The following is a 12,355-nucleotide window of genomic DNA, read 5'->3' as shown; positions in this document are numbered from 1 at the left end:
GTTCCTGCGTTTCCGCATTCCTGATCTCCTCGTCATTGGAGACCAGCAAACGTCAGATCGTAGCTTCCGTCACTGTCCGATTTCCGGGGAGTAGCTCACTTCTGCATCGATCCGCCCTACTTCCGCCGGGGAGCAGATCTGTACACGAGCTATTATCAGGCCGACGACCATGCCCATCTTGCGAAGGAAGTCCTTTCGCTGCAGCGTCACTGGGTGACGACCTATGATGACTGTCCCGAGATCGAGCATCTGTATCATGCGCGCAGGGTATTCAGGCTGGGTATTCAATACTCTGTGCAAACCAAGCGGCTCGGCTCGGAACTGGTGATCGTCTCGAAGGGCCTACGCGTTCCAGGCTTTCTTCGGGACGGTGGAGGCTTGGCCTAGATTCGCAACGCCCTCGAAGCTTGGGGACCGGTGATTCCCAGCACGGCTCGCTCAATCGGGGCTTAAACGCCCCTTCACACCCCGGTTTCACGAAATCGCGCTGCTGCAAGTATTCGTGTCATGCACTGCAAAAATTCGTGTCACGCCACAAGCGCCCAATCGCAAAATAGATGGCGGGTTGGTTGGCGGGTATATCGCCGTATATGCGAAATTATCCAATGATTTCAGTGGCATATGGCGGACAGTGAGGGATTCGAACCCTCGAGACGGTTCCCCGCCTACACACTTTCCAGGCGTGCGCCTTCGACCACTCGGCCAACTGTCCGTGAGGGGCTGTCTATACGCAGCCCGGGCCGCTCTTCAAGGCCGAAGTTTCGCCGCGTCGTACGGGCGGTCAGAAAACCCTCGGGGAGAGAGGCCCCACTGGCATGAGACAGAAGAATTGCAGAAGCCCGGAAGAGGCCGGCTGCCCCCGGACGCCTGCGGCAGGTTGATGAGATTAAGGGGCCCCGGGTAGCGCGACTCAAATTATTGCGGTGCGTGACACGAAGATTCTTAGCAGAGAGACTTCGTAAGGACGATCGTTGAAGGCTCTGTTCGACAGAACAAAATTCTGGACAGGGCAATGGGCCGCGAAGCAGACATTAAAGGGACTCGGCCGATGGCCGCCATGGGCTCATTGTATCGACTTGGGTGGGGTAGGGTCACTACCTCTGACGTCGCAATCAAATGGCCAGGTCTGTGGCAAACAGCGAACTTGCTGTCGCATCCCGAGCTGCCGAAGCGCTGTGGTTTGACTGGGCGTCCGCTTGCTCAAGCGCCGGAGTTAGGAGACAAAATCCGTGTATCACCTGATGCACAAAACTGTAACACAAAAGAACAGCTTCCAGATATATTTTTAGCAATTACAGCTGGTTATCTTATTTTCCTCCAGACCCTCCTTCCTCCAGACCCTCCATTGAGGCTATTCAGAGACTGAAACGATCAGAGCAGACATCGCCCCATTTTCTGTCTGAAAATATCCCGGGGGAGTCGCGGAACGCGACGGGGGCTGGCCCCCGGCCCGGTTTCAGCCCTCGCCGCGCCCGAGCCTTCCGGCCCGGCCGCCGCGGCGCTGCACCAGCCGCCCCGCGCGCGAGGGCAGGTCCATCATGATCCCGCGCCGCGCCTCTGGCGTCATCTGCGACCAGGCGGCGATCTCGGCGCGGCTGCGGTGGCAGCCGACGCAGATCTGCGCATCGGGGTGGATGACGCAGATCTTCACGCAGGGGCTTTCGATTTCGTCGCGTTGCCAGAGGTCGTCTTTCACCCGCGGCTATCCTCCCGCCCGATCTGCGCCAGCCGATCCAGCGCGCCCTGAAGGATATAACCGGCCGCCACCGCGTCGATAACCTCTTTGCGACGCTTTCGCGACGCATCCGCCTCCAGCAGCGCGCGTTCCGCCGCCACGGTCGACAGCCGCTCGTCCCAGAAGGCGATGGGAAGGGGGGTCAGCTTCTCCAGATTGCGGGCGAAGGCGCGGGTCGATTGGGCGCGCGGGCCCTCGCTGCCGTCCATGTTCAGCGGCAGGCCGAGCACGATCCCCTTCGCCTCGCGCGCCGTCAGCAGCGTCAGAAGCTGCGCCGCGTCGAGGGTGAATTTCTCGCGCCGGATCACCAGGGCGGGGGTGGCCACCGAACGGCGCAGATCGGAGAGCGCGACGCCGATGGTCCTGGTCCCGAGGTCCAGCCCGGCGACGGCGCCGAAGGGCGGCAGTTCCAGGGCGAAATCGCCGATGGTTGCGCAGATCATTCCGCGAGGCCCGCGTCAGTGGCGGCAGCCCCGATCAGGGCAAGGTCTTCGGCGGCGGTGAAGCGCGACCGCGCCTCCGCGAGGATTTCGCGCGCCTCGGCCTCGCGCCCCAGCACCCCGAGCGAGCGGATCAGCCGCGCCCATTCCTCTGCCGGGCCACCCTCGGTCGCCAGTCTTTGCGAAAGCTGCGCCACCATGCCTTCGACCATCGCGGCCCGGTCTTCGGGCGCCAGATCCGCCGCCGCCGCCAGTGCCGCGGCATCGGGGCCGGGCAGCGCCGGGGCAGGGGGGGGCTGATAGTCCACCCCGGCCAGCATGGCGACCTCGGCGATCTGTTCGCGCAGGATCGCGGCCCAGGGCGCATCCGGCGCGGTGCGGTTCATCAGCGGCTGCCAGAGCGCGAAGGCGCGGTCGAAGCGCCCCCCTTGCGCGAACATCAGCCCGTAATAATAGAGCGCGGCGCCGTTCTGCGGCTCGATCGCCAGCGCCGCGCGCAGGGCGGCCTCGGCCTCGGGCGAGACATAGGCGCCGGCCTCACGGATCAGGATCTCGGCCAGAAAGACGTGATCCGCGGCCGCGTCGGTCGGGCCTTTCACCGCGATCAGCCGCTCCTGCGCGGCGCGCGCGGGGCCGAAATTCCCAAGCGCCGCCTCGTTGCGCGCGAGAAGCGCGAGGCCGGTCAGATCCTGCGACACGGCAGGGTCGACCGCGGCGCGCAGCTTGTCCATCAGCGCGGCGAATTCCGGCTCGACGGGCATTGCGGGAACGGGGGGCAGGCTGGCCACGAAGCCTGCCTGCGACTGGCGGCCTGCGATACGGGCATCCGCCTCGGCGATGCGGCTGGCCAGCGGAAGGTCGGGCAGCCCCGGCTGGCCGAGCCGGAGATAGATGCCGATCCCGCCGCCCACCGCGGCAAGGATGGCCAGGGCGGGCAGGATCAGCGCGCCGCGCGCGGGGCGTTCGCCGCCCCCGGTGCGCGCCGCACGGCGGTCGGCCTCCAGCAGGCGCCGCGCGACCTCGGTCTTCAGCCGTTTCGCCTCGGAGGGGGCAAGGGTGCCGCGCGCCTCATCGCGTTCGATCCCGGCGATCTGGTCGCGATAGAGCGCGACGTCATGCGCCAGCGCCGGGGCCTCGCCGCTGCGGCCGCGCGCTGCCAGCAGGCTGAGGATCAGAAGCCCCGCCACCCCCGCCGCCAGACAGATCGCGACAAGCCAGAAGCCGGGAGAATCGCCGATGAAGGTCATGTCCTGCCTTTGCGCAAAGCTCTTCCGCCGCCCGATGTAATGGTTTCGCGGCCCGGGCAAAAGGTCTTCCGCCGCGCGCCAATCGCCGCAGCCGGGCCGCGAAGCCGCACGGCCATGTCGTCATGTCGCAATTTTCCCGATTGTGCCGCGCAAAGGCGGGGATGAAACTGCATCCCGAAGCAAAACGATCCGGCCGGCAAACCGGGCGCGCCCGAGTCGGCGGGCCCATGAGCGGCGGACAGTCCCGGCGGAGAATCCTGATGAGACGCTATTCGGTTTTTGCCATCGCCCGCGAGGCTTTGCGCTTTCACAGCGGCTGGGAGAAAGCCTGGCGCAGCCCGGAGCCGAAGAAGCAATACGATGTCATCATCGTCGGCGCCGGCGGCCATGGCCTTGCCACCGCCTATTACCTCGGCAAGAATTTCGGCATCACCAATGTCGCGGTGATCGAGAAGGGCTGGCTCGGCGGCGGCAACACGGGTCGCAATACGACCATCATCCGCTCGAACTATCTCCAGGATCCGTCCTCGGCGATCTTCGAGAAGGCCCGCGCGCTCTATGAGACGCTGAGCCAGGATCTGAACTACAACATCATGTTCAGCCCACGCGGCCTGCTGATGCTGGCGCAGACCCATCACGAGGTGCGGGGCTACAAGCGCACGGTGCATGCGAACCAGCTGCAAGGCGTGGCGACCGAATGGGTCACGCCCGAACAGGTGAAGAAGCTGGTGCCGATGATCAATCTGCACGGCCCGCGCTATCCGGTGCTGGGCGGGCAGTATCAGGCAAGGGGCGGCACCGCGCGCCATGACGCGGTGGCCTGGGGCTATGCCCGCGCCTGCTCCGACATGGGGATGGACATCATCCAGAACTGCGAAGTCACCGCGGTGCGTTCGGCGAACGGCGTCGTCACCGGGGTGGAGACCACCAGAGGCGAGATCGGCTGCAAGAAGCTGGGGATCGTCGTCGCCGGTCATTCCGGCGTGCTGGCTGAAATGGCGGGCTTCCGGCTGCCGATCGAATCCATCGCGCTCCAGGCGCTGGTGTCCGAGCCGATCAAGCCGTGCATCGACATCGTGGTGATGGCGAACACCGTCCACGGCTACATCAGCCAGTCCGACAAGGGCGAGCTGGTGATCGGCGGCGGCACCGACGGGTTCAACAACTACACGCAGCGCGGTTCTTTCCATCACATCGAGGAAACGCTCCGCGCCCTGGTCGAGACCTTCCCGGTGATCTCGCGGCTCAAGATGCTGCGGCAATGGGGCGGGATCGTCGACATGACCGGCGACCGCTCGCCGCTGATCTCGAAGACGCCGCTCGGGAATTGCTTCATCAACTGCGGCTGGGGCACCGGGGGATTCAAGGCGATCCCCGGCTCGGGCTGGGCGATGGCGGAACTGGTGGCGAAGGGCGAGCCCGGGCCGCTGGCGGCGGAATTCGACATGTGGCGCTTCAAAGAGGGCCGGTTCATCGACGAAAGCGTCGCCGCAGGGGTGGCACACTGATGACCCGCGCGACGGCTCAAATTCCTTCAAAGGAATTTGCAATTTTCTTTGAAGAAAATTGCCGCGCCGCGGGTGGGCCGCGGTCCGCGCGGGATTTCGCGCAGGGACCGGCGGCGAACCGGCGAAACCTGGCCGCTGGCCAGGACAGCCGGAACCTGTGCCGGCCTGCCGTGGTTTCTCCTCCGTCCGCAACAGGAACGGAGACGATCCAATGGCATATGACCCCGACCGCCCGGCGCCGCCGCGCGCCGCTGAATTCCGGCAGCCGCCGGTGGAACGTCGCGTCAGCACCGGGCCAGGACTCATCGTCGCCATCGGCGTCGTTGTGCTGGCCATCATCGTCGCGATCTACGCTTTCAGCGACTCCCCGCCCACGCCTGCAACGCCGGTCGAAACCGTCCCGGCGGTGCCAGCTCCTGCCGCTGACCCGGCAGCCGAGCCTTCGGGCGCCATTCCGGGCGTCGACCCCATGGTTCCGGCCGGGCCGGAAGCCGCACCTGAACCCGTCCCTGCGCCGGCCGACTGACCGCGCGCAGACCGTCACATCTTTCCCTGACCTGCTGGCCGGGGGGCTTTGCGCCCCCTGGCTTTTTGCCGTTGCGAGGCCCGCATGCTGATCCTTGAATGCCCCTGCTGTGGGGTGAAGGCCGAGGAAACCGAACTGTCCCCGGGGGGCGAGGCGCATCTGAAGCGCTTCGGACCCGGCTCGACGGACGAGGATTTCGAGACCTATATGTTCGCCCGGCAAAACCCGAAGGGCGTCCATTTTGAACGCTGGCGTCACGCTTATGGCTGCGGCAAGTGGTTTCTCGCCGCCCGCTGCACGGCGACGCTCGAAGTCTTTGGCACCTATCCTGCCCAGACCACCGAGCCGCCGGCCGAACTCATCGCGAAGATCAAGGCCAGACGGCCGGACTGGAAGGGCTGGAAATGAGCGCGCGGCTTGGAACGGGCGGGCGCCTGATCGACAGGGCGGCCGGGGTTGAATTCACCTTCAACGGCAAGAGGATGCGGGGCTGCCGCGGCGACACGCTCGCCTCGGCGCTCTTGGCGAACGGCCAGACCCTGGTGGGGCGGTCGTTCAAATACCACCGCCCGCGCGGCATCATGGCCTCGGGGCCGGAAGAGCCGAACGCTCTGGTGGGGCTTGGCGAAGGCGCGCGGTTCGAGCCGAACCAGCGCGTCACCACGACGGAACTGTTCGACGGGCTGACCTCGACCAGCCAGAACCACTGGCCCAGCCTCGAATTCGACATCGGGGCGGTGAATGACAAGCTCTACCGCTTCCTGCCGGCGGGCTTCTACTACAAGACCTTCATCCATCCGCGCCCGGCCTGGAAACATCTGTTCGAGCCGATCATCCGCCGCTCGGCAGGCCTCGGAAAGGCGCCGACCGAGCCGGATGCCGACCGCTACGAATACACCTACGGCCATTGCGACGTGCTGATCGCCGGGGGCGGCATCGCCGGGCTTCAGGCGGCGCTGGTCGCCGGGGCCTCCGGGTTGAGGGTTCTGGTGCTGGAACAGACCCCGCACTGGGGCGGCCGCGCGCCGGTCGATGGCGATGTCATCGACGGAAAATCCGCGGATGACTGGGTGAAATCCGCGCTGCAAGCCCTTGATGGCATGAAGAATGTCACGCTTCGCGCCCGCACCATGGTTTCGGGCGTCTACGACCACGGCTATGTGCTGGCCGAGGAACGTATCGCCGATCACACCCCGGGCGATGGCCGTCCGCGCAAACGCCTCTGGCGCATCCGCGCGGGCCGTATCGTCTCGGCCACCGGGGCGCTGGAACGGCCGCTGTCCTTTGCCGGGAACGACATCCCGGGCGTCATGCTGGCCTCGGCCATGCGCGATTACGTGGTGAATTTCGCCGTCTCGCCGGGTGACCGTACCGTGGTCGTCACCAACAATGACGACGCCTACCGCACCGCCATCGCGCTGAAAGAGGCCGGGCTGGTGGTCGCCGCTGTGATCGACGCCCGCGCCCAGGTCACCGGCGAATTGCCCGAGCGGGTGCGCGCCATGGGGATCCGGGTCGAAACCGGCCGCGGCGTGGTCAAGGTCAAGGGGAAGAAATTCGTCACCGGCGTCGCCATCGGCCTCGTCACCGGCGAGGGCGCCGCGCTGGAAGAGATCGCCTGCGATGCGGTCGCCATGTCCGGCGGCTGGTCGCCGGTGGTCCATCTGTGGAGCCATTGCGGCGGCAAGCTGGACTGGGACCGCAAGGCAGCCATGTTCCGCCCCGACAGGAACCGCCCGCCGCTGACGCTGGACGGCACCGCCATGGTTTACCCGGCCGGGGCCGCGAACGGCGCGCTGGCTGCCGCCGATGCGCTCTCCGACGCGGCCGAGGCCGCCGGCGCGGCGCTGGCCGCGCTTGGCCGTGAGGCGCCTTCTGTGGCTGCGGCGCAGGCCGACAGCGTGGCAGAGGGTGATCTTCTGCCGGTCTGGATCATGCCCGAAGGGGCGGGGCCCGCGCTGAAGTCGAAGATGTGGCTCGACTGGCAGAACGACGTGAAGGTCTCGGACGTGCAGCTCGCCGCGCGCGAGGGCTATGTCTCGGTCGAACATACCAAGCGTTACACCACGCTCGGCATGGCGACCGATCAGGGGAAACTGTCGAACATCAACGGCCTTGCCGTGCTGTCGGGCGCGCTTGGCGCGGATATTCCCGCGGTCGGCACCACCACCTTCCGCCCGCCCTATACGCCCGTCACCATCGGCGCGCTGGCGGGCGAGGCGAGGGGCGACATCTTCCAGCCCCTGCGCCGCACGCCGATGCACGACTGGCACCTGTCGCAGGGCGCCTATATGGAGCCCGTCGGCCTCTGGCAGCGCCCCTATTGCTATCCGCGCGCCGGGGAGACCCATGAACAGGCCGTCAACCGCGAGGTGACGAACACCCGCGAGCGGCTCGGCATCCTCGACGCCTCGACGCTGGGCAAGATCCTCGTCAAAGGGCCGGATGCGGGGAAATTCCTCGACATGCTCTACACCAACGTCATGAGCAGCCTGCCGATCGGCAAATGCCGCTATGGCCTGATGTGCAACGAACAGGGCTTCCTGTCCGACGACGGTGTGGTGGTGCGGCTGACCGAGGATTCCTGGCTCTGCCACACCACCTCGGGCGGCGCGGACCGGATCCACGGCTGGATGGAAGACTGGCTGCAATGCGAATGGTGGGACTGGCAGGTCTATACCGCCAATCTGACCGAGCAATATGCCCAGGTCGCCGTGGTCGGCCCGAATGCGCGCAAACTGCTGGAGAAGATGGGCGGGATGGATGTCTCGAAAGAGGCGATCCCCTTCATGACTTTCGCCGAGGGCACGCTTGGCGGCTTCCCGGTCCGGGTGCACCGGATCAGCTTCTCGGGTGAGCTCAGCTACGAGATCGCGGTTCCCGCGAGCCATGGCGCGGCCTTCTGGGAGCTCTGCCACCGGCTCGGCGCCGATCTTGGTGCCATGCCCTACGGCACCGAGGGGCTGCACGTGCTGCGCGCCGAAAAGGGCTTCATCATGATCGGTGACGAGACCGACGGCACGGTGATCCCGCAGGACCTGAACCTCGACTGGGCGGTGTCGAAGAAGAAGGAAGACTTCCTCGGCAAACGCGGCCAGCAGCGGAGCTTCCTTGCCTCGAATGATCGCTGGAAACTGGTCGGCTTCGAGGCACTGGACGGATCGGTGATCCCGGATGGCGCCTATGTCACCGCGCCGGGCAGCAACGAATACGGCTTCCGCAATGCCCAGGGCCGGATCACCTCGACCTATTACTCGCCCACGCTGAAGCGCGGCATCGCCATGGGCCTCCTGAAGAACGGCCCGGCGCGGATGGGCGAGGTGGTGGAGTTCACCTCGGCCAGCGGCGGCGCCGGTGTTTCGGCCAAAGTCGTCAGCCCGGTCTTCTATGACCCGGAAGGGGAGAAACAGAATGTCTGATCCGGTTGCGGCGCTGAACGGCGCCCAGAGCGAGGGCTTCGTCCGTGTGCGCGAGATCGGCCCGGTCGGCATGATCACCCTGCGCGCGAAACCCGGCACTCCGGGGCTTGCGGAAGCGGTGAAGGCGGCCAGCGGCTGCGATCTGCCGCAGCCGCGCCGGATCACCCATCAGGGCGGCATGAGCTGCGGCTGGATGAGCCCGGACGAATATCTGCTGATCCTGCCCTATCACGGCGTTGCGGCCGCGATGGCGGCGCTGGAAGGCGGGCTTGCGGGCACCCATCACCTTGCCGCCGATGTCTCGGACGCCCGCGCGGTGTTCCGCATCGAGGGCGAAAAGGCCGACCAGGTGCTGCGCAAGCTCTCGCCCGCCGATATGGATACGGTGGGGGAAGAGCTGCGCCGCTCGCGCCTTGGCCAGGTGGCGGCGGCGTTCTGGGCGGGCGAGGGCGGCTATACCGTCGTCTGCTTCCGCTCGGTCGCGGGCTATGTGATGGGCCTTTTGACCCATTCCGCACTGCCGGGCAGCGAGATCTGAGCGCAAAAATCGGCCCGGCGGGCTTGCCACGGCGCGCCGGCCGGTTTCAGATCGGCAGAACGATTGTTCTGTCACTGCGATTCCCCGGAGGATATTTTGCGCCATCTCTTTTTCGGCAGTTTTCTTGCCGCGTCGCTTGTCGCGACTTTCGCCCATGCAGACGGGCAGGTGCTTCGCTGCGATCTGAAGGCGCCGCCGGGCGCGTCCTTCAGCGCGACGCCGCTGATCATCGTGCTCGATTCCGATGCGGGGGTCGCTATAGTTTACGACCCGCTGATCGCGTCCATCTACGAGGAGCCGCTTCCGGCGAAAGTCGGGCGCAAGGGTGACAGGATCACGCTGAACTGGACGGTGGCGAATCTTCCCGCCCAGGCCAGCCGCAAGGCGAAGGTCGAATATATCGCCAGCCTGACACCGGAGACCGGCCGGATTTCGGTCCGGGGCTGGCCGCATGGATATGACAACACCCCCACGGTGGTCTATGGCCAGTGCAGGGCCGAAAAGCCCGGCGGCTGAACCGCCGTACGGCGCGGGCTGTGCTGCACAAGGCTCGCGCTGCCTTCTTCTGATCCGAATACCCCACGGCCCCCGTTGATTCGTGAAACCGGCGGCCGGGGCCGTGCAGGGGCGGCCCCCGGGGTGTCCCGGGGCTCTTGACGGGCGGGGGCGGAACCTGTCTTCCTGTGCCGTGCGGCGGGTTTCGCCGGGCCTGACAGGTTGAACGGGATCTTTCATGAAACGCATTGCCGCGGCCGGTCTTCTCGCCTTGTCCAGCGTCTTGTCCTGCACCTTGCCCGCGCTGGCAGGGGGCAGCCTGTGGAAATGCGATCTTGCGCCGGTCAACGACAAGACCGCGTTCTTCTCGGGCTCGCTGCTGATCCTGTGGGACGGCGCGCGCGGCGAGGCCTGGGTCAGCGATCCGCAGATCACCGACATCAGCGGCGATTTCGTCCCCGTGAGGCTGGCGGTGAAAGACGGCGTGATCGGCATGCGCTGGAAGGTCAGGCTTGCCGAGCACCAGGGCGCGCGCACCGCCCGCTTCGCCTACAAGGCGGGATTCGATGCGACCGGAAAAACCATCACCGTCACCGGCTGGGTCGATGGCTGGGATTACCCGCCCGCCCGCACCGTCTCGGGCCCCTGTGCACAGCTCTGAGCGCGACCCGCGCCGCAGGCGGCTGCGCGCCGCCGCCCGTTTTCCGCGCCGTCTTCCGGCGCCCCTGGCACGAGGAAACCATGCCCGGCGATCTGCCTGAAACCGTGCGATTTCTGCTGCGGGAGCTGTCCTTCCCGCGCAAGACCACCATCGTCGACGTGGGGGCCAATCCGGTCAATGTGCCGCCCTATGCGGATCTGCTGAAATCCGGCAACTGCCGCGTGGTGGGGTTCGAGCCGCAGCCCTCGGCTTTCGCAGCGCTTCTTGAAACGAAATCCGGGGATGAGATCTATTTCCCGCATGCGGTGGGCGATGGCAGCCCGGCGACGCTGCGCATCTGCCGCAGTTCGGGCCTGACCTCGATCTTCGAGCCGGATGCCGCGGCGATGCGGCTGGTCGGCGGCCCGCGATGGTCCAAAGTCGAGGAGGAGATCGCGATGGAGACGGTGGCGCTCGACGCGCTGGCGGATCTGCCCGGGTTCGATCTGATGAAGATCGACATCCAGGGCGGCGAGAACCTCGTCTTCGCCGGCGCGGAAAAGGTGCTGGAGCGGGCGGTCTGCGTGATTGTCGAGCTGCGCTATCACCGGCTCTACCGGAACGAGCCGATGATGGGCGGGGTGGACAACGAGTTGCGCCGTCAGGGCTTTACGCTGCACAAATTCCTCTCGGGCACCTCCCGTCCGCTTGCCAATTCACAGAAGTCGCGGCTCAGGCCGCGGCGGGTGTCGGATCAGCTGGTCGACGGCGATGCGGTTTACATCCGCGATCTGACGAAGATCGCCGCATTCGCCGATGATCAGATCGCGCATCTGGCGCTGCTGGCGGCGGCGGTGTTTCAAAGCCATTCGCTGGTGCTGCATCTCCTGGACGAGCTTGTGCGCCGGGGCAGGGTGGCCGGGGACCTGCCCGCCGCCTATGTCGATGCCATGCCCGAGGCGCTGAAAGCCCTTTGAAACCTGCGTAAGCCGGCTCCGCCGGTTGGGCGGGCCTGTCCTTGCTCCATCGGCCAGGACCTGCCGCCGCGGCTGGCATCTCTTTGCCGGGCTTGACCTTCCCGACGGTTGAGCCCTTATTCCCATGGTAGCGCAAATTCCCGGACAGGAGTTCTTCCGATGGCTTTCACCCTTCCCGATCTTCCCTATGCCCATGACGCCCTCGCGCCGCTCGGCATGTCGAAAGAGACGCTGGAATACCATCACGACCTGCATCACAAGGCCTATGTCGACAACGGCAACAAGCTGATCGCCGGCACCGAATGGGAGAACAAATCCCTCGAAGAGATCGTCAAGGGCACTTATCAGGCTGGCGCCGTGGCGCAAAACGGCATCTTCAACAACGCCTCGCAGCACTGGAATCACAACCTGTTCTGGGAAGTGATGGGACCGGGCGAGGGCAAGAAGATCCCGGGCGCGCTGGACAAGGCGCTGACCGAGGCCTTCGGTTCGGTCGACAAGTTCAAAGAGGAATTCTCGGCCGCCGGCGCAGGCCAGTTCGGCTCGGGCTGGGCCTGGCTCGTGAAGGACAAGGACGGCAGCCTGAAGGTCACGAAGACCGAGAACGGCGTGAACCCGCTCTGCTTCGGCCAGACCGCGCTTCTGGGCTGCGATGTCTGGGAGCACAGCTATTACATCGACTTCCGCAACAAGCGCCCGGCTTACCTGACCAACTTCCTCGACAAGCTGGTGAACTGGGAAGCGGTCGCCGCGCGGCTCTGAGGCCGGGTTCCGGGTTTCGGCCCGGTCCGGGCAAAACGGCCCCGTGCGCCCCGGCGCGCGGGGCCTTG

At 66.1% G+C, this 12,355-nt stretch carries 12 protein-coding genes and 1 tRNA gene; 9 read left to right on the top strand and 4 right to left on the bottom strand.

Annotated features, from left to right (window positions below):
• Positions 1–622: 622 nt before the first annotated feature.
• The 4 genes from XINFAN_RS13195 to ccmI form a co-directional block, all read right to left on the bottom strand.
• Positions 623–712: transfer RNA gene (locus tag XINFAN_RS13195), tRNA-Ser, on the bottom strand.
• Between the two features lie 744 nt (positions 713–1,456).
• The gene (locus tag XINFAN_RS13190; RefSeq protein ID WP_124087336.1) at positions 1,457–1,696 is read right to left on the bottom strand and encodes a DUF1289 domain-containing protein; all 240 of its coding nucleotides are present in this window, start codon (positions 1,694–1,696) and stop codon (positions 1,457–1,459) included.
• Positions 1,693–2,178, bottom strand: coding sequence for a Holliday junction resolvase RuvX (gene ruvX, locus XINFAN_RS13185; RefSeq protein WP_124087335.1), 486 nt, complete (start codon positions 2,176–2,178; stop codon positions 1,693–1,695). Before ruvX ends, XINFAN_RS13190 begins: the two co-directional genes overlap by 4 nt.
• Positions 2,175–3,422: a c-type cytochrome biogenesis protein CcmI gene (gene ccmI / locus XINFAN_RS13180; protein ID WP_124087334.1), complete on the bottom strand. Its 1,248-nt coding sequence runs from the start codon at positions 3,420–3,422 to the stop codon at positions 2,175–2,177. The genes ruvX and ccmI overlap by 4 nt, the downstream gene beginning before the upstream one ends.
• A gap of 260 nt (positions 3,423–3,682) precedes the next feature.
• Between ccmI and XINFAN_RS13175 the strand changes: the two genes are divergently transcribed.
• The 9 genes from XINFAN_RS13175 to XINFAN_RS13140 all read left to right on the top strand — a co-directional run bounded on the left by XINFAN_RS13175 (position 3,683) and on the right by XINFAN_RS13140 (position 12,287).
• Positions 3,683–4,930: a sarcosine oxidase subunit beta family protein gene (locus tag XINFAN_RS13175; protein WP_124087333.1), complete on the top strand. Its 1,248-nt coding sequence runs from the start codon at positions 3,683–3,685 to the stop codon at positions 4,928–4,930.
• A 211-nt stretch (positions 4,931–5,141) separates the two neighbouring features.
• A complete protein-coding gene (locus tag XINFAN_RS13170) occupies positions 5,142–5,456 on the top strand; it encodes a hypothetical protein (RefSeq protein WP_124087332.1) in 315 nt (104 codons plus the stop codon).
• Between the two features lie 84 nt (positions 5,457–5,540).
• Positions 5,541–5,864: a sarcosine oxidase subunit delta gene (locus tag XINFAN_RS13165; protein ID WP_124087331.1), complete on the top strand. Its 324-nt coding sequence runs from the start codon at positions 5,541–5,543 to the stop codon at positions 5,862–5,864.
• A complete protein-coding gene (locus XINFAN_RS13160; RefSeq protein WP_124087330.1) occupies positions 5,861–8,875 on the top strand; it encodes a sarcosine oxidase subunit alpha family protein in 3,015 nt (1,004 codons plus the stop codon). Before XINFAN_RS13165 ends, XINFAN_RS13160 begins: the two co-directional genes overlap by 4 nt.
• Complete coding sequence (locus XINFAN_RS13155; RefSeq protein WP_124087329.1) at positions 8,868–9,413, top strand: sarcosine oxidase subunit gamma; 546 nt, start codon at positions 8,868–8,870, stop codon at positions 9,411–9,413. The genes XINFAN_RS13160 and XINFAN_RS13155 overlap by 8 nt, the downstream gene beginning before the upstream one ends.
• A gap of 96 nt (positions 9,414–9,509) precedes the next feature.
• Positions 9,510–9,929, top strand: a complete 420-nt coding sequence (locus XINFAN_RS13150; protein ID WP_124087328.1) for a hypothetical protein — start codon at positions 9,510–9,512, stop codon at positions 9,927–9,929.
• Positions 9,930–10,146: 217 nt separating this feature from the next.
• A complete protein-coding gene (locus tag XINFAN_RS21755) occupies positions 10,147–10,569 on the top strand; it encodes a hypothetical protein (protein WP_160144614.1) in 423 nt (140 codons plus the stop codon).
• Positions 10,570–10,649: 80 nt separating this feature from the next.
• Positions 10,650–11,525, top strand: coding sequence for an FkbM family methyltransferase (locus XINFAN_RS13145; protein WP_160144613.1), 876 nt, complete (start codon positions 10,650–10,652; stop codon positions 11,523–11,525).
• A gap of 159 nt (positions 11,526–11,684) precedes the next feature.
• Positions 11,685–12,287: a superoxide dismutase gene (locus XINFAN_RS13140; protein WP_124087326.1), complete on the top strand. Its 603-nt coding sequence runs from the start codon at positions 11,685–11,687 to the stop codon at positions 12,285–12,287.
• Positions 12,288–12,355: the final 68 nt, after the last annotated feature.

It is taken from the genome of Pseudogemmobacter humi (assembly GCF_900609055.1).
In the GTDB taxonomy this organism is placed as follows: Bacteria; Pseudomonadota; Alphaproteobacteria; order Rhodobacterales; family Rhodobacteraceae; genus Pseudogemmobacter; species Pseudogemmobacter humi.
Note: the sequence above shows the minus strand (reverse complement) of the source record. Positions and strands in the feature narration are given on the sequence as shown.